Origin of the sequence: Luteibacter sp. Sphag1AF, from assembly GCF_014192715.1 — a bacterium.
Classification (GTDB): domain Bacteria; phylum Pseudomonadota; class Gammaproteobacteria; order Xanthomonadales; family Rhodanobacteraceae; genus Luteibacter.
Map to the genome: position 1 here is coordinate 24,558 of NZ_JACHYH010000006.1, position 20,721 is coordinate 45,278.

22 protein-coding genes are annotated in these 20,721 nt (G+C 64.6%); 9 read left to right on the top strand and 13 right to left on the bottom strand.

Translation table 11 applies throughout. The features are described from left to right. The gene (locus tag FHW69_RS14335) at nucleotides 1-1,461 is read left to right on the top strand and encodes a phospholipase D-like domain-containing protein (protein ID WP_183423781.1); all 1,461 of its coding nucleotides are present in this window, start codon (nucleotides 1-3) and stop codon (nucleotides 1,459-1,461) included. Between the two features lie 13 nt (nucleotides 1,462-1,474). Here FHW69_RS14335 and FHW69_RS14340 read toward each other — a convergent pair whose 3' ends face one another. Genes FHW69_RS14340 through FHW69_RS14350 form a run of 3 tightly spaced genes read right to left on the bottom strand, consistent with a single transcriptional unit; the run spans nucleotide 1,475 to nucleotide 3,863 of the window. After that, complete coding sequence (locus FHW69_RS14340) at nucleotides 1,475-1,774, bottom strand: DUF6587 family protein (protein ID WP_183423782.1); 300 nt, start codon at nucleotides 1,772-1,774, stop codon at nucleotides 1,475-1,477. Further along, the gene (gene feoB / locus FHW69_RS14345) at nucleotides 1,771-3,621 is read right to left on the bottom strand and encodes a ferrous iron transport protein B (RefSeq protein ID WP_183423783.1); all 1,851 of its coding nucleotides are present in this window, start codon (nucleotides 3,619-3,621) and stop codon (nucleotides 1,771-1,773) included. The genes FHW69_RS14340 and feoB overlap by 4 nt, the downstream gene beginning before the upstream one ends. Further along, the gene (locus tag FHW69_RS14350) at nucleotides 3,618-3,863 is read right to left on the bottom strand and encodes a FeoA family protein (protein ID WP_183423784.1); all 246 of its coding nucleotides are present in this window, start codon (nucleotides 3,861-3,863) and stop codon (nucleotides 3,618-3,620) included. The genes feoB and FHW69_RS14350 overlap by 4 nt, the downstream gene beginning before the upstream one ends. A 113-nt stretch (nucleotides 3,864-3,976) precedes the next feature. Between FHW69_RS14350 and FHW69_RS14355 the strand changes: the two genes are divergently transcribed. Together FHW69_RS14355 and dacB are read left to right on the top strand one after the other, a co-directional pair. Next, on the top strand, nucleotides 3,977-4,768 hold the full coding sequence (locus tag FHW69_RS14355) for an enoyl-CoA hydratase-related protein (RefSeq protein ID WP_183423976.1): 792 nt from the start codon (nucleotides 3,977-3,979) through the stop codon (nucleotides 4,766-4,768). 5 nt (nucleotides 4,769-4,773) lie between these two features. Further along, the gene (dacB, locus tag FHW69_RS14360) at nucleotides 4,774-6,255 is read left to right on the top strand and encodes a D-alanyl-D-alanine carboxypeptidase/D-alanyl-D-alanine-endopeptidase (protein WP_183423977.1); all 1,482 of its coding nucleotides are present in this window, start codon (nucleotides 4,774-4,776) and stop codon (nucleotides 6,253-6,255) included. 59 nt (nucleotides 6,256-6,314) lie between these two features. On the opposite strand, the gene FHW69_RS14365 is transcribed toward dacB, so the two are convergent. After that, on the bottom strand, nucleotides 6,315-6,797 hold the full coding sequence (locus FHW69_RS14365) for a glutathione peroxidase (protein ID WP_183423785.1): 483 nt from the start codon (nucleotides 6,795-6,797) through the stop codon (nucleotides 6,315-6,317). 109 nt (nucleotides 6,798-6,906) lie between these two features. On the opposite strand from FHW69_RS14365, the gene FHW69_RS14370 reads away from it, so the two are divergent. From FHW69_RS14370 to FHW69_RS14380, 3 genes are all read left to right on the top strand, one after another. After that, the gene (locus FHW69_RS14370) at nucleotides 6,907-7,902 is read left to right on the top strand and encodes a methionine ABC transporter ATP-binding protein (protein WP_183423786.1); all 996 of its coding nucleotides are present in this window, start codon (nucleotides 6,907-6,909) and stop codon (nucleotides 7,900-7,902) included. Next, nucleotides 7,899-8,576, top strand: a complete 678-nt coding sequence (locus FHW69_RS14375; protein WP_183423787.1) for a methionine ABC transporter permease — start codon at nucleotides 7,899-7,901, stop codon at nucleotides 8,574-8,576. Before FHW69_RS14370 ends, FHW69_RS14375 begins: the two co-directional genes overlap by 4 nt. Before the next feature lie 79 nt (nucleotides 8,577-8,655). Next, on the top strand, nucleotides 8,656-9,456 hold the full coding sequence (locus FHW69_RS14380; RefSeq protein ID WP_183423788.1) for a MetQ/NlpA family ABC transporter substrate-binding protein: 801 nt from the start codon (nucleotides 8,656-8,658) through the stop codon (nucleotides 9,454-9,456). 51 nt (nucleotides 9,457-9,507) lie between these two features. Here the strand turns inward: FHW69_RS14380 and pncB are convergent, their stop codons facing one another. Next, nucleotides 9,508-10,686, bottom strand: coding sequence for a nicotinate phosphoribosyltransferase (gene pncB / locus FHW69_RS14385; protein ID WP_221195567.1), 1,179 nt, complete (start codon nucleotides 10,684-10,686; stop codon nucleotides 9,508-9,510). Nucleotides 10,687-10,780: 94 nt separating this feature from the next. Here pncB and FHW69_RS14390 point away from each other — a divergent pair, with 94 nt between their 5' ends. Then, a complete protein-coding gene (locus FHW69_RS14390; protein ID WP_343204029.1) occupies nucleotides 10,781-11,599 on the top strand; it encodes a c-type cytochrome in 819 nt (272 codons plus the stop codon). 1 nt (nucleotide 11,600) lies between these two features. Here FHW69_RS14390 and FHW69_RS14395 read toward each other — a convergent pair whose 3' ends face one another. The 5 genes from FHW69_RS14395 to FHW69_RS14415 form a co-directional block, all read right to left on the bottom strand. After that, the gene (locus tag FHW69_RS14395) at nucleotides 11,601-12,872 is read right to left on the bottom strand and encodes a dicarboxylate/amino acid:cation symporter (protein WP_183423789.1); all 1,272 of its coding nucleotides are present in this window, start codon (nucleotides 12,870-12,872) and stop codon (nucleotides 11,601-11,603) included. A 207-nt stretch (nucleotides 12,873-13,079) separates the two neighbouring features. After that, nucleotides 13,080-14,141 (bottom strand): aminopeptidase, encoded by a 1,062-nt coding sequence (locus tag FHW69_RS14400; RefSeq protein ID WP_255494825.1) that lies wholly within the window; start codon nucleotides 14,139-14,141, stop codon nucleotides 13,080-13,082. Between the two features lie 24 nt (nucleotides 14,142-14,165). Beyond that, nucleotides 14,166-14,696, bottom strand: a complete 531-nt coding sequence (locus FHW69_RS14405) for a hypothetical protein (RefSeq protein ID WP_183423790.1) — start codon at nucleotides 14,694-14,696, stop codon at nucleotides 14,166-14,168. Nucleotides 14,697-14,896: 200 nt separating this feature from the next. After that, a complete protein-coding gene (locus FHW69_RS14410; protein WP_183423791.1) occupies nucleotides 14,897-15,913 on the bottom strand; it encodes a histone H1-like repetitive region-containing protein in 1,017 nt (338 codons plus the stop codon). A gap of 154 nt (nucleotides 15,914-16,067) precedes the next feature. Further along, nucleotides 16,068-16,685, bottom strand: a complete 618-nt coding sequence (locus FHW69_RS14415; RefSeq protein WP_183423792.1) for a rhomboid family intramembrane serine protease — start codon at nucleotides 16,683-16,685, stop codon at nucleotides 16,068-16,070. Nucleotides 16,686-16,822: 137 nt separating this feature from the next. Here FHW69_RS14415 and FHW69_RS14420 point away from each other — a divergent pair, with 137 nt between their 5' ends. After that, nucleotides 16,823-17,704, top strand: a complete 882-nt coding sequence (locus FHW69_RS14420) for a PhzF family phenazine biosynthesis protein (RefSeq protein WP_183423793.1) — start codon at nucleotides 16,823-16,825, stop codon at nucleotides 17,702-17,704. 10 nt (nucleotides 17,705-17,714) lie between these two features. Then, nucleotides 17,715-18,164 carry a YaiI/YqxD family protein gene (locus FHW69_RS14425; protein ID WP_183423794.1) on the top strand — a complete coding sequence of 150 codons (450 nt, stop codon included), beginning with the start codon at nucleotides 17,715-17,717 and terminating at the stop codon, nucleotides 18,162-18,164. Between the two features lie 27 nt (nucleotides 18,165-18,191). Here FHW69_RS14425 and FHW69_RS14430 read toward each other — a convergent pair whose 3' ends face one another. From FHW69_RS14430 to FHW69_RS14440, 3 genes are all read right to left on the bottom strand, one after another. Next, the gene (locus tag FHW69_RS14430) at nucleotides 18,192-18,476 is read right to left on the bottom strand and encodes a hypothetical protein (protein ID WP_183423795.1); all 285 of its coding nucleotides are present in this window, start codon (nucleotides 18,474-18,476) and stop codon (nucleotides 18,192-18,194) included. An 80-nt stretch (nucleotides 18,477-18,556) separates the two neighbouring features. Further along, a complete protein-coding gene (locus tag FHW69_RS14435; RefSeq protein WP_183423796.1) occupies nucleotides 18,557-19,435 on the bottom strand; it encodes an NAD(P)-dependent oxidoreductase in 879 nt (292 codons plus the stop codon). Nucleotides 19,436-19,454: 19 nt separating this feature from the next. Continuing rightward, the gene (locus FHW69_RS14440) at nucleotides 19,455-20,630 is read right to left on the bottom strand and encodes an NAD(P)/FAD-dependent oxidoreductase (protein WP_183423797.1); all 1,176 of its coding nucleotides are present in this window, start codon (nucleotides 20,628-20,630) and stop codon (nucleotides 19,455-19,457) included. Between the last annotated feature and the right edge of the window lie 91 nt (nucleotides 20,631-20,721).

Here is a 20,721-nt window from a genome sequence, read left to right on the forward strand (position 1 = left end):
ATGAACGCCCATCTCCGCCACGCCAGCCTTACCGGCCGACTCTTCGCCGAACAGGCCCTCAGCCGCAGCGCCGGTGCACCGCTGATCGGGGGCAATGCCGTCGAATTGCTGATCGACGCCCGCGCGCATTACGACGCGTGGCTCGCGGCCATTCGCAGCGCCACGCATCACGTGCTGCTTGAGAACTACATCATTCGCGATGACGACATCGGCCAGGCCTTCCGCGATGCGCTGGTGGAGCGCGCGCAGGCGGGTGTATTCGTTGCGGTGATTTCGGACTGGATCGGCGCACTGGGGCAGTCGCGCTCTTCGTTCTGGAACGCGTTGCGCCAGGCAGGCGGGCAAGTGCGCATCTACAACCCGCCGCGTCTCGGCTCGTCGTTCGGCTGGATCAGCCGCGATCACCGCAAGCTGCTGGTCGTGGATGGGGAAACGGCGTTTCTGTCGGGTGTATGCATCAGCGCCAAGTGGCTGGGCGACCCGACGCGGGATGTGCCGCCCTGGCGCGATACCGGTGTCTCGCTGCGTGGCCCCGCCGTGGTGGAGCTGGAAAGCGCGTTTGCCGACAGCTGGGCGGCCTGCGGCGACGCGTTGCCGGACGACCCTCGCCTGCTGCGCATCGCGGAACCGCTGGCTGCCGGTGATGTGTCGCTGCGCGTGATCGCCACGCAACCCAACACGGCCGGCATGTATCGCCTCGACCAGATGATTGCCGCGATGGCACGCAAGACGCTCTGGCTTACCGATGCCTATTTCGTGGGCGTGGCGCCGTACGTGCAGGCATTGTCAGCCGCCGCGCGCGATGGCGTGGACGTGCGGCTGCTGGTGCCGGGCAGCAGCGACATTCCCATGGTGGCCAGCATGTCGCGCTCCGGCTACCGCCCCTTGCTGAAGGCGGGCATCCGCGTGTTCGAATGGAATGGCTCGATGCTGCACGCGAAAACCGCCGTGGCCGATGGTCAGTGGGCGCGAGTGGGCTCGTCCAACCTCAATGTCGCCAGCTGGCTGAGCAATCGCGAAATCGACGTGGCGATTGAAGATCCGGTGTTCGCCGCGAAGCTGGCCGCGCAGTACGAACATGACCTCACCAACGCCACCGAAATCGTGCTGAAGCCGCGTCGTCGTCGCAGTGGCAACGAACCGCTGGGCAGTTCCGAATCCCGCCCGCCGCGTCCGCGCGGCGCGGGCGGCAGTTCCAGCCGTGCCGCCGCCAGCGCCCTGCGCCTGGCCAATACCGTGGGTGCTGCCATTACGGGTCACCGCGTGCTGGGCGACACGGAAACCGGCCCGCTGCTGGCGGGCGCCGTCGCGCTGGCGGTGCTGGTGGTGGTCGCGTTTGTCTGGCCCGCCGTCATTGCCTGGCCACTGGGCCTGCTGGCCGTGTGGTTTGCGCTGAATCTGGGCATTCGCTGGTGGACGCTGCGCGAGCGTCGCCGGGCGGAAACGGAAGTGTCCGACTGACCCGACGCTTGCCTCAGGTCGGTTTGCGGGGACGGAATTCCAGCGGCTGAACGTCGCTGCGCGGCGCCGGGGCCGAGCCGCAACTGCCGCACGTATCGCAACCATCGCCGCAGCTTCCCGTGGAACCGGCCGGCTGCATGCGCACGCCGAAGGCCCGCAGCCACGCGGCGCGGCCGGGGCGATTAAGGCATGCGGAAAGCCGCACCTGAACCTTCTTCGCCGTACCCGGCAACAGCTTGCGGAACGCCACCACCACCGCCACCAGTCCGACGACAGTGAGAATAACGGCCTGAATGATGGCGTAGGTGCTCATGAGAGTGCGCTCGCAATCTGATAGGTGGCCAGCGACGCCAGATACGCCAAGCCAAACAGATAGCCTGCCGAAATGGCCACGTTGCGCCATGAATTAGTTTCGCGACGGATCACCGCCAGCGTCGACATGCACTGCGGCGCAAACACGTACCACGCCAGCAGCGACAGCGCCGTGGCCAGCGACCACTGGTGCGAAATCAGCGGACCCAGCTGCGCGGCTACCGTGTCGTCGGTACCGGACATGGCATACACCGTGCCCAGCGCCGCCACCGCCACTTCACGTGCGGCCAGGCCCGGCACCAGCGCAATGCAGATCTGCCAGTTGAAGCCGATGGGTGCAAACACGTATTCCAGCAGGTGGCCGATGCGGCCGGCGAAGCTGTAATCAATGGCAGGGCTCGTGGCGCCTTCCGGCGGCCCCGGGAAGCTGGAAAGGAACCACAGCAACACGGTCAGCGTGAGGATGATGCCGCCGACGCGCTTGAGGAAGATCTTCGCGCGCTCCCACAGACCCAGTGCAATGTCGCGCGCATTGGGCAGGCGATAGGACGGCAGTTCCATGATGAGCGCGTGCTCGCTCTTGTCCTTGCGCAGGCGCTTCATCACGAAGGCCACCAGCAACGCACTGAAGATGCCCGCGAAATACAGCACAAAAAGTACGACGCCCTGGAGGTTGAAGATGCCCCACACCGGACGCGCCGGAATGAATGCGGCAATCAGCAGCGTGTAGACCGGCAGTCGCGCCGAGCAGGTCATCAACGGCGCGACCATGATCGTGGTGAGACGATCACGCGGGTCCTGGATGCTGCGCGTGGCCATGATGCCCGGGATGGCACAGGCAAAGCTCGACAGCAGCGGAATGAATGCCCTGCCCGTGAGGCCCACCCGGAACATCATGCGATCCAGCAGGAACGCAGCGCGCGGCAGGTAGCCGGATTCTTCCAGCACAAGAATGAAGAAGAACAGGATCAGAATCTGCGGCAGGAACACCAGCACCGCGCCAAGACCTGCAAACACACCGTCACCCAGGAAACTGTGCAGCGCGCTGTCTTCGGGCAGGAATCCGGTGACCCATGCTCCCAGCGCGGTCACGCCGGTTTCGATGCCGTCCATGATCGGCTGTGCCCAGGAAAACACCGCCTGGAAGATCAGGAACATCAGCACCGCAAGGATGCCCAGGCCAAACACCGGATGCAGCGCCCAGCGATCCAGCGCATCGTCGATGGCCACGGTCTGTCGCGGCATGGCAACGGTGGCCGCCAGAATCTCGCGCACCTGTGCATGCAGCGCTTCGGGCGTGACGCCATCCTCTGCCTGCGCCACGGGCGTGGTGGCCAGATCGCGGTCGATGAATTCGATCAGCGCCCTGGCGCCACCACGCTGCACCGCCACGGTCTCGATGACCGGCACGCCAAGGCGGCGCGACAGTTCTTCCACGTCGATCACGATGCCGCGACGACGGGCCGCGTCCATCATGTTCAAAGCCAGCACCACCGGACGACCCAGGCGGCGCACTTCCAGCACGAAGCGCAGATGCAGCCGCAGGTTGGTGGCATCCGCAACGCATACGATCAGGTCCGGTGCGCTCTCGCCCGGATAGCGGCCGAAGCACACGTCGCGGGTGATGGCCTCATCGGGGCTGGTTGCCTCGAAGCTGTACGCACCCGGCAGGTCAAGAATGTGCAGCGAACGGCCCGACGGCGCGAGGAAGCGGCCCTCCTTGCGCTCAACGGTGACACCGGCGTAGTTGGCCACTTTCTGTCGGCCACCGGTCAGCTGATTGAACAGTGCCGTCTTGCCACAGTTGGGGTTGCCCACCAGGGCGACGCGCATCGCGGCGGTGCTCATGCGACATCCTCCAGAGTGACGGTGACGCGCGCCGCTTCCGTCCGGCGCAGCGCGAAGCGCGTGGAGCCGATCTGCACCAGCAGGGGATCCCCGCCCAGCGGGCCGCGCGCCACGATCCGCACGGGCTCGCCTTCCACAAAACCGAGATCACGCAACCGCTGCGCGATCAGATCGGCGGGATGGGCTTCATCGACTTGTCGAACCACAGCGGGGGCACCTTTCGGCACTTCGGACAGGCGCACGGGGCGTACTCAAATAAGAACTGTTCGCATTGTATGCTTTTGTAGCGCTACACGCACCCCGTGGTCCTGCATGCCGTCCGACGTATGATTGTGCGGTCCACCAAAGGAATTCACTGATGTCAGCCGTCGTCGTCCAACGCGAGGGGTCCCTCGCCCGTATCGTCATGAACCGCCCGGAAGTGCACAACGCCTTCGACGATGGCCTGATTGCGGATCTGACTGGCGCCATTGCCGCCGTGGGCGCCGATGACACGGTGCGCGTGGTGGTGCTGACCGGCGAAGGCCTGAGTTTTTCCGCAGGCGCCGACCTCCACTGGATGCGTGGCATGGCCACTGCAAGCGAAGAGGAAAACCGCGCCGATTCGCTGAAGCTCGCCAAGCTGATGCGCGACCTGCAATTTCTTGCGAAGCCCACCATCGCGCAGGTCAACGGTGCGGCGTACGGCGGCGGCGTGGGCCTGATTGCCTGCTGCGATATCGCCATTGGCGCGGAGCACGCGAAGTTCGCCCTGTCCGAGGTGAAGCTCGGCCTCGTACCCGCCGTGATTTCACCTTATGTGATCGCCGCCATCGGCCTGCGCGCTGCGCGCCGCCTGTTCCTGACCGGCGAAGTGTTTGATGCCCGGCGGGCGCTGGATATCGGCCTGCTGCACGAGGTGACCGCTCCCGACCAGATGAGCGCGGCGGTCAATCACGTAGTGGCGCTGCTCGGCAAGGGCGGCCCCATCGCGCAGCGGGAAGCCAAGCGTCTGGCCCTGGGCATGGGCGGCATGACACACATGCAGGCCCATCATGTTGACGAACAGAACGCCGCGCTGATCGCGCGCCTGCGCGTATCGCGTGAAGGCCAGGAAGGACTCAGCGCCTTCCTCGGCAAGACCACGCCTCCGTGGATGGCGGCGTGACGCGGATGCGTCACGCGCTGGCCTGTCTTGCGCTGCTGGTTGCCGCTCCGGCATGGGCGCAGGACACGCTGGCCGAACGCATCGACGCCCGGATCACTCAGCCGCGCTTCGCTTCCGCGTCGTGGGGCGTGGCCGTCATGTCGCTGGACGACGGGCGCATGATCTATTCGCATGATGCCGGCCGCCTGATGCTGCCGGCTTCGGTGGCGAAGCTGTTTACCGCCGCGCATGCGCTGGACACACTGGGGCCCGCTGCCACGCTGCAAACCTCGCTCCTGGCCAGCGGTGCCGCGAACGGCCACGCACTGAATGGATCGCTGGTGCTTCGCGGTGGGGGCGATCCCAGCCTTGGCGCGGCCGAAAGCAGCCGTGACTGGGCGCAACGCCTGACCGCGGCGCTCGTGCAGCAGGGCATCACGCGGGTGGAAGGTGATCTGATCGCCGACGATACTGCTTTCGCCGGGCCGGCCTTTGGCAGTGGATGGGAGGCCAACGATCTTCAGGCCTATTTCGCTGCGCCCGCCGCCTCGCTGAACGTGGACGAAAACGTGGCGGACGTGAGCATTCAGCCTGCGGAACAGGCGGGAACGCCGGCCGCGCTGGCGATGATGTCCGCCGACAGCGGCCTCTCGCTTGAGGGCGCCATTGAGACCTCGGCCCGGGGATCGGCCAGCGATCTGAACGTGTACCGGGCGCCCGGCTCCACGCGACTCCAGGCATTCGGCTCCCTGCCCGCCGGCTCTCCGGCCATCCGCCTGCATGTGAGCCTGGCGGACCCGGCGCGCGTTGCGGCCATGAAGCTGCGCTCGGCCATGCTGGCGGGCGGCGTGACGTTGACTGGCCAGATTCGCGTGGTGCACTGGCCAGAGACATTGCCCGAAACGTTGACCGCGCAACTTCGCCCCCTGGCAAACGTGACCTCGCCGACGATGGCCGAGCTGCTGCGTACCGGGCTGAAGCGTTCGCAGAACCTGTATATGCAGAGCATCTGGCTCACGACTGGCCTGCATGCACCCGTGGGTGACCTCACCACGTTCACATCCACCGAGACCCGTGCAGCCAATACGGTTGCGGATTGGCTGGGCAACCTCGGGGTCGGACCCACCGCTGCCCGGCAGGAAGAAGGCACGGGCCTTTCCCGTCGCGACCTTACTACCGCCAGTGCGCTGATTCGCGTGCTTCAGCATATGGACGGCCAGCCGTCCGCTGAGGTCTTCCGGGATGCGCTTCCCGTGGCCGGCGTGGATGGCACGCTGAAGAACCGCATGCGTGGCACGGCGGCGGAGGGCAACCTGCGCGCCAAGACCGGCAGCATGGCGCTTGTCAGTTCACTTGCCGGGTACGTCACGACGAAGGGCGGCCAGCGGCTGGCCTTTGCGATCATGCTCAATCAATACCAGCCCGCCGATGGGCAAGGCGTGCCCTCAGCGGCGGCGGATGTGGATGCCGTGGCGGTCATGCTGGCCGAAGCTGTGCGGACGCTCTAGCCACTATCGCGGGCAGGCTTGCTCCCGTGGGAGCCTGCCCGCGATGGATACCCGGCGAATCAGCCAACCACCTTCGGCAAATCGCGCCCGATCTTCTCCGGCGTATCGGTGGGCGCATAGCGCTTCACCACCTGCCCGTCGCGATCCACCAGGAACTTGGTGAAGTTCCACTTGATGCCTTCGCTGCCCAGAATCCCCTTCCCTTCGCTTTTCAGCCAGCGATACAGCGGATGGGCTTTCTCGCCGTTGACGTCCACCTTGGCGAACATCGGGAAGGTCACTTCATAGGTGAGTGAGCAGAAGTTCTTGATTTCTTCTTCATTGCCCGGCTCCTGATGACCGAACTGGTCACAGGGAAAACCCAGCACCTCGAATCCCTTCGGCGACCACTCTTCATACAGCGCTTCCAGCCCCTTGTACTGCGGCGTGAAACCGCACTTGGACGCCACATTCACCACCAGCAGCGGCTTGCCGCGGAACTCCGCCAGCGAGCGCTCGTTACCGTCGATATCCACTGCCGAAAAATCGTAGATGCTGGTCATGGGGCTGTCCTTGGGAAGGTGTGCTGGTGATTGTACGCATCCGCCAGTGAAAGGCCCGGGTCCAGTACACTTGCCCCCTCACACCTGCCACCAAAAGCCACCGCCTGCCGTGATCCGATTTTCCGCCGTCACCAAGTCCTACCGGGTCAACGGAGCCGATGTGCCCGCCCTGGCCCCGGTTGATCTGACCATTGCCAAAGGCGAGGTTTTTGGCATCATCGGGCATTCGGGTGCGGGCAAATCGACCCTGCTTCGGCTGATCAACCTGCTGGAGCGTCCCAGCAGCGGCCAGGTGTTCGTGGGCGACCGTGATGTCACCCATGCGCAGGGCGCCGAGCTTCGCGCGCTGCGCAGCCGTATCGGCATGATCTTCCAGCACTTCAACCTGCTGTCGTCACGCACGGTGGCCCAGAACGTAGCCTTCCCGCTCGAATTGCACGGCCATGCCGATACGGCAAGACGCGTGCAGGAACTGCTGTCGCTGGTCGGGCTTACCGAGCACGCCGACAAATATCCGGCGCAGCTTTCCGGTGGGCAGAAGCAGCGCGTGGGCATTGCGCGCGCACTGGCCAGCAAGCCGGAAATCCTGCTGTGCGACGAGGCCACCAGCGCACTGGACCCGCAGACCACCGCCTCCGTGCTGGAACTGCTGGCCGACATCAACGAAAAACTTGGCCTGACCATCGTGTTGATTACCCACGAGATGGACGTGATCCGTCGCGTGTGTGATCGCGTTGCGGTGCTGGATGCCGGTCGCGTGGTGGAAAGCGGCGCGGTGGCCGATGTGTTCCTGCATCCCTCGCATCCGACCACGCGTCGCTTCGTGGCCGAAGCGGAGCACGAGGAAGGCCGCGGGCCGGATTACTCCGGCGTGACCGGCCGCCTGTTCCGCCTGTCCTTCCGTGGCGACACCACGTATGCACCGCTGTTGTCCCAGGTGGTGCGCGACACCGGCGTGGAATACAACCTTCTTGCCGGCCGTATCGAGCGCATCAAGAGCATGCCTTATGGCCAGCTGACGCTGGCCATGCGCGGCGACAACCTTGAAGCCGCACTGGCGCAATTGCGCGATGCCGGCGTCGACATCGAGGACATCGCACGATGAACCCGCTCCTGCACAGCCTTTTCCCCAATATCGACTGGGCCGAAATCGGCCAGGCATGCATCGACACGCTGGTGATGCTGGGCGGCTCGCTGATTTTCACGGTGGCCATTGGCCTGCCACTGGGCGTCTGCCTGTTCCTCACTGCCCGTGGCCAGTTGCATGCGCGCCCGCGCCTGTATGGCGTGATGTCGCTGCTGGTCAACGTCCTGCGTTCCATTCCCTTCATCATCCTGATGATCCTGCTCATCCCCGTAACCAAGGCCCTGACGGGCGTCAGCATCGGCATTCGCGGCGCCATCGTGCCGCTGGTGATCGGCGCAGCGCCGTTCTTCGCCCGCCTGGTTGAAACCGCGCTGCGTGAAGTGGACCGTGGCGTGATCGAGGCCAGCCAGGCCATGGGCGCCACCACCTGGCAGATCGTGCAGCGCGTACTGCTGCCCGAAGCCCGTGCCGGACTGGTGGCCAGCGCCACCGTCACGGCGGTCGCGCTGGTGGGCTATACCGCCATGGGCGGCATCGTGGGTGCCGGGGGCCTGGGCGCACTGGCGTATCAGTATGGTTACAACGGCTACAAGCCCGATTACATGCTGGTAACCGTGGCCCTTCTGGTCGTGCTGGTCCAGGTGCTGCAAATGCTGGGCGACCATCTGGTACAGCGCTACTCGCGTCGCTGAACGGGTCCGGCGCGCACCTTTTGCATCTGGCGGTATGGACGTCTATGCTGACGCACCGCACCATTCGCCAGGACGCATCATGAAGAAGCTTTTCGCCCCCCTCCTTGCCGCCGCCGTGCTGGCCGTGGCCGGCTGTTCCGGTGGCGACAAAGCAGCCGATGACCGTCGTCTCACCGTGGCGGCCACCCCGGTGCCGCACGCGGAAATCCTCAAGCAGATCAAGCCGATGCTGGCAGCCGAGGGCGTGGATCTGGACATCAAGGTGTTCACCGACTACGTCCAGCCGAACATGCAGGTGGCGCAGAAGCAGATCGACGTCAATTTCTTCCAGACCGAGCCTTACCTCGACGCGTTCAACCGCGAGCGCAAGACAGACCTGGTGAAGGTCATCGGCGTGCATATCGAGCCGTTTGGCGCGTATTCGCGCAAGTACAAATCCATTGACCAGCTGCCTGATGGCGCCGACGTGGTGATCCCCAACGATCCCAGCAACAACAGCCGCGCGCTGCTTCTGCTGGCCCGGCACGGGCTCATCACCCTGAAGAATCCGAATGACCGGTTGGCCACTCTGAAAGACATCGCCACGAATCCGAAGAATCTGAAGTTCCGCGAGCTGGAAGCCGCCATGCTCCCGCGCGTGCTGGACGAAGTGGACCTCGCACTGATCAACACCAATTACGCGCTGGCCGCAGGTCTCAACCCGGTGAAGGATGCCCTCCTCATCGAGGACAAGGACTCCCCGTACGTCAATTTCCTCGTGTCACGCCCGGACAACAAGGACGACCCGCGCGTGCAGAAGCTGGCCAGGGCGCTGACCAGCCCCGAGGTCAAGGCGTTCATCGAGAAGAACTACAAGGGCGCCGTTCTCCCGGCGTTCTGATGCATTGATCGTACGAAGGCCCGCTCTCGCGGGCCTTCTCGACGCCAGGCACTAGGCAATATCGAACACGCGCCGCAGATACGACACATATTCCAGATCGTCACACATGCTCTTGCCGGGGGTGTCGGACAGCTTCGCCACCGGTTGTCCGTTGCAGCGAACCATCTTGATTACGACCTGCAAGGCTTCCGGCCCCACGTCGTTGGTGAGATTGGTGCCGACGCCGAAAGCCAGCTGACAACGGCCACGGAAGTGTGAGTACAGCTTCATGACCCTGGGGATGTCCAGGCCATCACTGAATACCAGTGTCTTGGTGCGCGGGTCCACGCGATTGGCCGCGTAGTGGGCCAGCACGCGGTCACCCCACTGGAACGGCTCGCCGGAGTCATGGCGCGCGCCATCAAACAGCTTGCAGAAGTACATGTCGAAGTCGCGCAGAAAAGCATCAAGACCGTAGACGTCTGACAGCGCAATGCCCAGGTCGCCGCGATACTCCTTCGCCCAGCCCTCAAACGCTGCCACCTGCGAATCGCGCAGACGCGGGCCCAGTGACTGGAATGCCTGAAGAAACTCGTGTGCCATGCTGCCCAGCGGCGTCAGGCCGTGACGCATCGCCAGCCACACGTTGCTGGTGCCCGCCAGTTGCGAGCCCAGTTCGTCTTTCAGCGTGGTGACCACTTCCTCGTGCCAGGCACGGGAGAAGCGACGGCGCGTGCCGTAGTCAGCAATGCGGCACATCTCGTAGCCATCGGTGTCGCGCAGCAACGCGATCTTGCTGCGCAGGCGCTGACGCCCTTCGCTCATGTCCAGTTCGGGATGTCGGGCCTCGAAATAGATTTCATTGACGATGGCCAGCACCGGCACTTCAAACAGGATGGTGTGCAGCCATGGCCCGGTGATGATGATCTCGATTTCGCCCGCCGCTTTCGTGGACGGTTCCACGCGCACGTATTTCGAGTTCAGGTGAAACAGATCAAGGAAGTCCACGAAGTCGCTGCTGAGGAAGCGCTGGCTGCGCATATAAGCCAGCTCTTCACCGCTGAAGCGCAGCGTGCACAACGCCTCGATTTCCTCAACGATGCGCGCGATGTACGGCACCAGGTTCACCTCTGGCGTACGGCACTTGAAGCGGTATTCCACCTGCGCGGCCGGGTGCTGATGCAGCACCACCTGCATCATGGAAAACTTGTACAGATCGGTATCGAGCAACGAACGGATAATCATGGGCATGGGGTGGTCTGGTTCCGGGCGACAGGTCACGTGCCGGTTACGGCACGAACAGCGATAATCGAGGGTACCGCGACAGGCAAAGGAAAAGCAGGCGATGGGCTCGATGACAAAGCGCCGGTGGCTGGGTGTCTGCTTCAGTTTAGTCCTCGGGCCGGCGTTGGCGGCCTCCCTGAAGATCGACACGGGACACGGCGTGCAGACGCTGGAATCAGGCGCGCTGCTCAGGCGAGCCGATGCGCGCGACATCACCGTTCCGGAGGATGTCTCCTATCACCGCAGCATGACCTGGCGCGCCGTACCACTGCGCGCCCTGCTGGGTGACCTCCCCGCCGACGCGCACATCCAGTTCACCGCGTTGGACGGTTTTTCCGCAGAGATTCCTCTCAAAGACATCACCAACACGAAAGGCGCGCAGGCGTGGCTGGCCATCGAACAGCCGTCCGAACCGTGGCCGCCCCTGAAGCCGGGAAAACCGGGCGCGGGCCCCTTCTATCTGGTCTGGACGAATCCGAAAGCCGCCGGCATCGGCCCGGAAGAGTGGCCGTATCAGATCGCCGCCATTCGCCTCCTGCCCGATCCCGCCACCCGCTTTCCCGCGATGCGCCCGGACGCGGCGCTGCCAGCGGATAGTGCGGCGGTGCGCGGCTTTGCCGTGTTCCAGCGGCACTGCATCGCCTGCCATACATTGAACGGCCAGGGAGACGCCAGGCTCGGCCCGGACCTTAATCAACCGCACAATCCCACCGAATACTTCCGCGACGACATGCTTCGCACGCTGATCCGCCAACCGTCGCAACTGCGCCACTGGCCCGAAGGCAAGATGCCGGGCTTCTCGCCCGACACCCTGAGCGATGCCGATCTCGATCTTCTGCTGGCGTATCTGCGCCAGATGGCCGCACAGCGAAAGCCGTGACTCAGACGCGGTCGGCCGCATTCACGCCAAGGTCCGTCTGCGCCCGGTTGTAGGTTTCCAGATCCAGAATCCCGCGCTCACGCGCCACCAGCACCGGCACCACCATTTGCCCGGTCACGTTGGTCATCGTGCGCATCATGTCCAGGATGCGGTCAATCGCCACGAGATAGCCGATGCCTTCCAGCGGCAGACCTGCCGAGCTGAGCACCAGCGTGACCATGACGATGGCCGTGCCCGGCACACCTGCCGTGCCGAATGAGCCCAGCACGGAGGCGAGCAGGATGATGAAGTACTGCGCGGCGTCCAGTTGCAGATGGAAATACTGGGCGATGAATACCGCCGAGATGGCCGGATAAATCGCGCCGCAGCCATCCATCTTGATGCTGGCACCGAGCGGCACCGCAAAGGCGGCGTACTCCTCTTTCACACCCATGTTGTTGACCACGCTGCGCAGCGCAATCGGCATGGCGGCGAAGCTGGATGAGGAGGTGAAAGCCACCTGCATCGCCGGGAAAGCGGCACGGAAGAAGCGGATCGGATTCAGGCGATGCGCCAGCAGCAGGCCGCCGTAAACGACCACGATCTGCACGATGCAGGCCAGATACAGCGTCACCACGAACGTCGCCAGCGGCAGCAGTTTCTCGAAACCGTAGCTGCCCACCAAGGCGGCAATCAGGCCAAACGTCCCGATGGGCGTCACTTCAAGCACGAACCGCGTGACCTGGATCATCGCGTCGTTGGCTTCTCCTGCCAGTGCGCGCAACCGCGTCGACTTCTCGCCAATGCGCACCAGCGCCAGGCCAAGCAGGCCTGCGAAGAAGATGACCTGGAGAATCTTGCCTTCGGTCAGGGCGCGAAAGGGATTGGACGGCACCACGTCCAGCAGCACCTGCACCGGCGTGGGCACCACGCGCGGCTTGAAGTCGGTGGCCATGGTCAGCTCGCCGACACCCAGTCCCGGCTGAGTCAGATGCGCCATGCCAAGGCCAACCACGACGGCCAGTGCGGCGGTCACCGCAAACCATACAAACGTGCGGCCACCGAGCGCCGCCACGTCCTTGACCCCATGCAGACTCGACACGCTGTGCAGCACGGCGAAGAAGACCAGCGGAACCGCGATCATCTTGATCAGCGTGACGTACAGCGTGCCCAGCGGGGCAAACCAGGTCTCAGCGGCCGGCCCCATCAGCCAGCCGGCCAACGCGCCGAGCACGAAGCCCGCCGCCACACGCTTCCAGAAACGGATGCGGAACCACCACGAAAAAAGTGCCACGAGCAACAACTCCGGGTTTACAGAACCGGACAGTACACTGCCAAAGCGCCTCGCGGCCGCGACGAACCGGACACAGCGTTTCCTCTCGCGAACGACAGGGGGTTGCAAGATACGGCTCGCGGGTCCATGGGATTAATTCGTATAATCCACCTTAATCATGGACTGTATATCCATGATTAAGAATAGATTTCTTTGCCAGGGAACGGGCTACTGCCGAGGCGGGTCCGCAGCGGCCAGCGCCTTCAGTCGCGCATCCCGCTCGCCCCTGGGCAACCGGGACAGGCGCTGCACTTCGGCGAAGAAGTCAGGCCACCGCCCGTGCGTGTTGGCAAATACCCGCGTGAACGCCCCGGTCCACTGGTCATACAGACCAAACGGCAGTAGCCGCGCATTGTTGATGGGCGCCGCGACCCAGCGGTCATACCGGTGGTCGCCATGCGCCTCGGTGTCGCGCCACACCGCGTAACGCTCGCGGAAATCGACAATCTGCGCCGCCTTGCCTTCGCGCTTGCTGTCGTCGGAAATTTCCCGCGCATACAGCTTGCCCAGACGGTCACGCAAATCCATCACCTGGCGGGTGAAGGCCGTGGCCAGCGCATCGCCCGTGTGATCCGGTGGCGCCATGCCCTTCGCCGCGCGCCACTGTCGCACGCCCTCGTCTTCCACGAAGCTGGCAAATGATTCGTTGAAGGCCGTGTCGTCTTTCACGTAGAGCTTCTGGTGCGCCAGTTCGTGAAAGATCGTGCCCACAAGCTGGTCGTCATCCCAGCGCATCATGCTGCTCAGCAGTGGGTCGGCGAACCAGCCCAGTGTTGAATACGCGGGCACCTCGCCCACGTAGGTGTCGTTGCCCAACGCCGCCAGTCGTGCGGCCTCGCGGGTTGCCATCGCCTGGCGGAAATAGCCGCGATAGGCCACACATCCGGCGAAAGGAAAGCAGTGCGATACCGGCACCAGCGACAGCTCGGGCGTGGCAAACACGTTCCAGACCACGGCGGGACGATCCAGAGCCACGTAGTAGGTATAGCTGCGATTGCGCGGAAGCCCGAGAGACACGGAGGCGAATTCGCGCGCCTCGCGCGCCATGCGCAGTTGTCGTGCCGTGCGCTCGTCGGTGGCCGGGTCGGCAATGACCTTGTCGATGGAACGACGGGACAGGATCAGCGAGGCCTGCCCGTGCGTGACGTGGCCGTAGTAACGAACCTGCGAGCAGGCCTGGCAGAAAATCATGATGGCGATGAGTATCGCAACGCGGCGCGCTGAAAGCATGCCGCATTGTGCCCGATGGAAACGTTATTCGCCGACGCGTTCCGGACGTTCGCGACCGATGGGGCGCGACGGACGTTGCGGTGGCTGCGGACGCGGGCCCGAACCGTTGTTCGGCGGCGGCCGGTTGCCACCCTGCGATCCGCCCTGGGGCGGAGGTGGCCGGTTGCCGCCGCCATGCGAACCGTCCGGCGGGGGACGATTGCCGCCCTGCCAACCACCCGGCGGTGGACGATTGCCACCTTGCCAGCCGCCCGGAGGCGGACGATTGCCCGGCGGCGGGCGGTGCCGGTCGTCGTAGCGGCGATCGTCATATCGGCGGTTGTCATAGCGACCGTCGCGATACCAGATCGTGGAAACGCCGACGCCCGGTCTGTAGTAATACGGGTCGTCGTAACCGTAGCCATACCCCGGCGATACCACCGTCGTGGTGGTTTCCGTTCCGTAGTACACGTCACCGCCACCGCCTCCGCGCACATAGCGGTAGCCCGGGTCATAGCATCCGCAGAGCAGCGCCGTGACGCCGGCAACAAGACTGGAGGTGAGAGCGCGGCGCATGGCGGGCCTGTGGGTGAGTGTCGGATATGACACTAGAGCCGTGTGGTTGAACGCCCGCTAAAAGCTGCGAATGGGCCGCAGGAAAATGTGGAAAGCCCGTATGTGCCCTGCTGCTCCCGCGAACGATGGGTGCTTGCGATCCCACGCCATAAGGCAAACCAGACCACCCCCGGGCCAGTGCCCGGGGGTGCGAAAGCAGGTCAGCCTTTGCGCTTGTCCTGATCGCCACGCTCATGCGCACTGTTGGCATAGGTGGCCTCAGGCGACGGCGAGTGGGGTGCCGCGTGCACGTCGGCGTCGGCCGAGTACGAGGGCGTTGCCGAATCACCCGTGGGCCAGCTCGGGCCCTGAGCCACACGCTCACGCTTGGCTTCCAGCAATGCCTGGATGTGCGCGACGGCTTCTTCCTGACTGATGTGCTGTACCGGCTCGTCTGCTGCCGCTGCCGGTGCGGCCACCTTGCGCGGCTTGCGAGGTGCTGCCTTGGCGGGCGGACGCGATACCGGCTTGTGCTCGACCAGATGAGCGCCCGTGGTGCGGTCCAGCGGACGTGCCGCAGGCGTGGCCTTCTTCGCGGCTGGGGCGGTGCGTGTCGGAGCTGCCTTCTTTGCTGGCTTCGCCGCGCGTACCGGTGCGGTCGGCTTTACCGCCCTGGTTGCCCGGGCCGGTGCCGCCTTCTTCGCAGACGCGGCGCGAACGGGAGATGCCTTCTTTGCCGCAGCGCCACGTCCGCCTGCCGACTTCTTCGCTGGCGCACGCGTGACAGCTTTCTTTACCGCCTTGCGGGCAACAGTCGCTTTCTTCGCGGTCGCCTTTTTAGCGACGGGCCGCTTCGTGGCAGCCTTGCGTGCCGTCGACTTCTTCGCCGCGACTTTGCGTGCGGGCGACTTCTTCGCCGTGGCCTTGCGTGCGGGCGACTTGCGGGTGGCCACCTTCTTCGTGGTCGCCTTGCGGGCTGTGGTCTTCTTCGCCACCTTGCGTGCCGGGCTCTTCCTGGCAGTGGCTTTCTTCGCCGATGCCTTCTTTACTGCCGTCTTGCGCGCCGGAGTCTTTTTCGCAGCACTCTTGCGTGCGGGCGACTTCGTGGCGGCCGTCTTGCGCGTGGCAGCGCGTTGGGTGGTGACCTTCCTTGCGGCGGCTTTCTTTACGGTGGACTTTTTCGCGGTTGCCTTTTTTGCCGCGGACTTCTTCGCGGCGGACTTACGGGTAGTAGCCATGCGCTCATTCCTCCTGCGGTGATATGCGACGCGAACCACCCCGTGAATCGGGCCCTCCGCGTTCGTCCGGACGATGCTTGATCGAAACGAAAGTCACGTACCGGTGGCTCATCATCACTCAGTCAACGCGCGAAGTCACATCCGTCGCACGGTTTCAATTCATAAAACCGAATCTCGGCTGAGAAATCTCGTTGATGAAATGACTGACCAGCGAGGGCTGAATCATCAGCGTGACGGCCACGCCGTATGCCGCGCCCCACAAATGCGCGCTGTGATTCACGTTGTCTTTGCCGGTGCGATCCATCATCACCGAGTACGCCACATACAGCACCGCATACACGATGGCGGGCATCGGCAGGACGAAGAAGATGCGGATCGTGGTCCACGGCGCCACCAGCACATAGGCGAACAGCACGGCCGATACGGCGCCGGATGCGCCCAGGCTGCGATAGGACGCGTTGTCCTTGTTGTGCAGGTACGTGGGCAGGATCGACACCACCAGGCCACCGATATAGAACGTGGCAAACCCCAGCATTCCCATGTGCGAGCTGTACAGCCCTTCCATGACCTTGCCGAAGAAATACAGGGTCAGCATGTTCACGAACAGGTGCATCGTGTCGGCATGGATGAGCCCGTAGGTCACCAGCCGGTAGTACTCGCGGTTGCGATTGATGGCCGGCGGCCAGAGGATCAGGTCGTTCATCAGCCGGATGTTCTGGAACGCGAGAAAGGACACGACACAGGTCAGGGCGATGATGATCAGGGTAATCATGCGGTTTGATGCGTTCCGTAGCACGTGGCGAGCGCGCATCTTCGCCGCCTTGGGGTCGCTTGTCGATCACTTCAGGCCCGCTGGCGCGCGCCGGCGGCTATCATGAGTGCCCCCTGTGCCGTACCGCCTGTCCCTACATGTCCCTGATCCGTTACAAGCAACTTGATGTATTTGCCGCCCGCATGGGCGGAGGCAACCTTCTGGGCGTCGTGATCGACGCCGCTGGCTGGACGGATGACCAGATGCAGCGCTTCGCGCACTGGACGAACCTGGTGGAAACCACCTTCCTCCTGCCGCCGACCGATCCGCAGGCGAGCTACCGCGTCCGCATCTTCACTCCCACCCGCGAGATCGCCTTTGCTGGCCATCCCACTGTGGGCAGTGCGCATGCCGCACTGGATGCCGGACTCATCACGCCGGATGCGCACGGCATCGTGCGCCAGGAATGTGGTGCAGGCACGTTACCCATCCTGGTGGAAGGCACCGGCGCTGCGCGCGACATCTTCGTACAGGCTCCCAAAGCTCGCGTGCTTCCATCCGCAGGCCATGGTGAAGAACACCTCGGGCACATCCTCCAGGGCATCACGCCCGGCGCCCTGCCCCCGGCCTTCGTGGAAGGCGGCCGTCGCTGGTGGGTGGCGGAATTTGCCAGCGAAGCGCAGCTGCGCGCCTGGAAACCCGATCACGGCGCCATCGGCGCGCTGGCCCGGGCCAGCGACAGCCTGGGGCTTTGCGTGTTTGCGCGCAGCGGCGCGGGTCTGGTGGTGCGCGCGCTGCCGGCTGGCGTCGGCATCGTGGAAGATCCGGCCTCCGGCGCGGCCAACGGCCTGATTGCCGCGTACATCGCGCACGCCGAGCCCGACGGCCCGCTGGCGAACGGTTACGAAGTGAGCCAGGGTCGCGAAGTGGGCCACGATGCGCGCCTACTGGTGCGCATCGACGGCGACATCGTCTGGGTGGGCGGCCATACCAACACGGTGATCGACGGCCACGTGTTCTGGACGGGTGGCCATCCGTGAGCACCTGCCGATGAAAATCTGGGTCGACGCCGACGCCTGCCCGGTCGTCATCAAGGACATCCTTTTTCGCGCCGCAGATCGCGAGCAGATCGAGGTGACGCTGGTAGCCAATCAGTGGATACGCGTGCCCACGTCGCGCTTCATCCGCTCGATCCAGGTGGCCAGCGGCTTCGATGTGGCCGATGGCGAAATCGTCCGTCGCGTGGAAGCGGGCGACATGGTCGTCACCCAGGACATTCCGCTGGCCGCGCTGGTGCTGGAAAAGGGCGCGCTTGCGCTCAATCCGCGCGGCGAGCTGTACACGGCCGAGACCATCGCGCAGCGCCTTTCCATGCGCAACTTCATGGACGAACTGCGCGGCTCGGGTGTGGATACAGGCGGTCCCGCCGCATTTCATGCCCGCGACCGCCAGGCGTTCGCCAATCAGCTCGATCGCTGGCTGGCGCAACGCAAGCGCTGACGAACGCCGTCATTCAGTGGCGTTCGCTCAGCCCGGGAGACCGCCCACGATGGCGCTGACCGATGCCGGTGAGAAGTGCAGTTCTTTCAGGGCTTCTTTCAGGCTGTCCCGGGAATTGACCTCGCTTTCCACCGGCTCGCCCACGCTGCTGGGACTCACGTGGACGAAGTTGGGGCCGTCCTGGTACGCGATGCCCACATCGAACACGTTCTGCCGGGTCTGCACTTTGTACGTGCCGTCGCCGGATTCCTCGACCTTCACCGCGCGACCTTCCAGCTCACCCTCGTAGACCACTTTCCAGCGTGCCGTCATGATGTGAATCCCTCATTGCGCACCCAGTGTGCGGGCACATTGTGGCGGGACGGGCGTGGTGGCGATTGTGAAGAACCGCCTTAACGATTCTTCAAATTCGCCCTGCCCTCGGCCACCCTGGCCAGCGCCGACCAGTCCAGGTCGCCGTCGCCCGCCGCCATCGCTTCGAGGAAGTTGTCGTGAATGACACTGGCAAAGGGCATGGGCACGCGCTCGGCTTCTGCTGCGCTGCGCGCCAGTCCCACGTCCTTGAACCCCAGGGTCATCTTGAAACCTGCGGGCGAGTAGCGCTCATCGGCGATCAGGCCGCCGTACGTGCGGAAGATGGGTGAGGCAAACAGCGAGCCGCTCATCAGGCCGAGGAAGTCACCGGCCGACACGCCATACGCACGGGTCAGCGTGGAGGCTTCGGCCATGCTCTCGATGGCTGCGGCAATCATGAAGTTGCCCGCAATCTTCACGATGTGCGCGCGAACCGGATCATCGCCCATCGGCCATACCTTCTGACCCAGCACGTCCAGCAAAGGCTGCACACGGGCCACGGCAGCCGGGGCGCCAGCCGCTGCAATGTTGAGCTGACCGGCGGCGGCTACGTCGGGACGGCCGAATACCGGCGCGGCTACGTAGCCCACCTGCCTTGCGGCATGTGCCGCGATCAGCTCCCTGGCCAGCGCGATGGAAATGGTCGCGTGGTTTACATGCACGCTGCCCGCAGGCATGGCGTCCAGCACGCTACCCAGGATGACCTCGCGCACGGCGGCATCATTGGCCAGCATGCTGTGCACGACGTCGCCACCGGCCGCTTGCGCGGCGGTGGCCGCGACGCGGGCGCCCTTTTCCTTCAGCGGCGCCGTCGCCTCGGGCGAGCGATTCCACACGGTGACCTCATGCCCCGCCGCGATGAGGCTGCCGGCCATGCCAGCGCCCATGGCGCCCAGTCCGATGAATCCGATACGCATGCGCTTTCTCCGTCAGGTGCTAAAGAGCCGAGCCCGCCGCGTGTCCGGAGGCCCAGGCCCACTGGAAGTTGTAACCGCCCAGATGGCCGGTCACATCGAGTACTTCACCCACGAAATACAGCCCCGGGTGTCGACGCGACATCATCGTGGCGGAGGACACTTCATCGGTATCCACGCCGCCCAGGGTGACTTCCGCGGTGCGATAGCCCTCGGTGCCGCTGGCCACCAGCGGCCAGTCTGCCAGCTGGCCCGCGATGTCTTTCAGCTCCGCATCGCGGTACTGCTTCATGGGCTTGCTGGCGAACCACACTTCGCACAGGCGTTCAGCCAGGCGGCGCGGCAGCATCGAGGAAAGCACGGTGCGCAACTCGGCCCCCGGGCGCTCGGCCCGCTGCGCCAGCAGTGCTTCGTATGCGTCGCCTGCCGGGTAAAGGTCCAGCCGCAGGTCATCACCGGGCTGCCAGTACGAGGAGATTTGCAGGATGGCCGGGCCGCTGATGCCGCGATGGGTCATCAGCATGGCATTGCGGAACGACGCCTTGCCACACCGTGCCTCCACGGGCAGCGCCACGCCAGCCAGTTCCGCAAAGCGCTCCTGATGTTTGCCGCTCAGGGTCAGCGGCACCAGGCCCGCGCGGGTGGGCAGTACGGTGTGGCCGAATTGCCTTGCGATGTCATACCCGAAGCCGGTAGCGCCGAGGCTGGGAATGGACAGGCCACCCGTGGCGATCACCAGCGAACGGGCACGCACATGACCCAGAGGTGTTTCGGCGGCAAAGCCGCTTTCAACCGCCCGCAGGCGCGACACCGGACAATTGGCTTCCACGCGGGCGCCCACGGCGGCGCATTCGTCCAGCAGCATGCGCACGATCTGCTTGGAGGAGTCGTCGCAGAAGAGCTGCCCCAGTTCCTTCTCGTGCCAGGCAATGCCGTGGCGATCCACCATCGCGATGAAATCCCACGGCGTGTAGCGCGCCAGCGCGGATTTGCAGAAATGCGGGTTGTTCGACAGGTAGTTCTGGGGCGTGGTGCCGGTGTTGGTGAAATTGCAGCGGCCACCACCGGACATCAGGATCTTCTTGCCGACCTTGTTGGCATGATCGACCACCAGCACGCGCTTGCCATGCTGGCCAGCCACCAGCGCCGTCATGAGCCCGGCAGCGCCCGCGCCGACAATCAGGGCATCGTATTCCAAGGAGGCTTTCCCGCTCACGTCAAACCGCTATGTTACCGCGCCATCGCGGGGTTCCTATTAGAATTGCCAGTCGCCCCCTTTCAAGGACATC

Excerpts from the sequence above, each read along its gene's own strand:
- FHW69_RS14335 (WP_183423781.1), top strand. The coding sequence starts at position 1 with ATGAACGCCCATCTCCGCCACGCCAGCCTTACCGGCCGACTCTTCGCC.
- FHW69_RS14340 (WP_183423782.1), bottom strand. The coding sequence starts at position 1,774 with ATGAGCACCTACGCCATCATTCAGGCCGTTATTCTCACTGTCGTCGGA.
- feoB (WP_183423783.1), bottom strand. The coding sequence starts at position 3,621 with ATGAGCACCGCCGCGATGCGCGTCGCCCTGGTGGGCAACCCCAACTGT.
- dacB (WP_183423977.1), top strand. The coding sequence starts at position 4,774 with ATGCGTCACGCGCTGGCCTGTCTTGCGCTGCTGGTTGCCGCTCCGGCA.
- FHW69_RS14365 (WP_183423785.1), bottom strand. The coding sequence starts at position 6,797 with ATGACCAGCATCTACGATTTTTCGGCAGTGGATATCGACGGTAACGAG.
- FHW69_RS14375 (WP_183423787.1), top strand. The coding sequence starts at position 7,899 with ATGAACCCGCTCCTGCACAGCCTTTTCCCCAATATCGACTGGGCCGAA.
- FHW69_RS14380 (WP_183423788.1), top strand. The coding sequence starts at position 8,656 with ATGAAGAAGCTTTTCGCCCCCCTCCTTGCCGCCGCCGTGCTGGCCGTG.
- pncB (WP_221195567.1), bottom strand. The coding sequence starts at position 10,686 with ATGCCCATGATTATCCGTTCGTTGCTCGATACCGATCTGTACAAGTTT.
- FHW69_RS14390 (WP_343204029.1), top strand. The coding sequence starts at position 10,781 with ATGGGCTCGATGACAAAGCGCCGGTGGCTGGGTGTCTGCTTCAGTTTA.
- FHW69_RS14400 (WP_255494825.1), bottom strand. The coding sequence starts at position 14,141 with ATGCTTTCAGCGCGCCGCGTTGCGATACTCATCGCCATCATGATTTTC.
- FHW69_RS14405 (WP_183423790.1), bottom strand. The coding sequence starts at position 14,696 with ATGCGCCGCGCTCTCACCTCCAGTCTTGTTGCCGGCGTCACGGCGCTG.
- FHW69_RS14410 (WP_183423791.1), bottom strand. The coding sequence starts at position 15,913 with ATGGCTACTACCCGTAAGTCCGCCGCGAAGAAGTCCGCGGCAAAAAAG.
- FHW69_RS14415 (WP_183423792.1), bottom strand. The coding sequence starts at position 16,685 with ATGATTACCCTGATCATCATCGCCCTGACCTGTGTCGTGTCCTTTCTC.
- FHW69_RS14420 (WP_183423793.1), top strand. The coding sequence starts at position 16,823 with ATGTCCCTGATCCGTTACAAGCAACTTGATGTATTTGCCGCCCGCATG.
- FHW69_RS14425 (WP_183423794.1), top strand. The coding sequence starts at position 17,715 with ATGAAAATCTGGGTCGACGCCGACGCCTGCCCGGTCGTCATCAAGGAC.
- FHW69_RS14430 (WP_183423795.1), bottom strand. The coding sequence starts at position 18,476 with ATGACGGCACGCTGGAAAGTGGTCTACGAGGGTGAGCTGGAAGGTCGC.
- FHW69_RS14435 (WP_183423796.1), bottom strand. The coding sequence starts at position 19,435 with ATGCGTATCGGATTCATCGGACTGGGCGCCATGGGCGCTGGCATGGCC.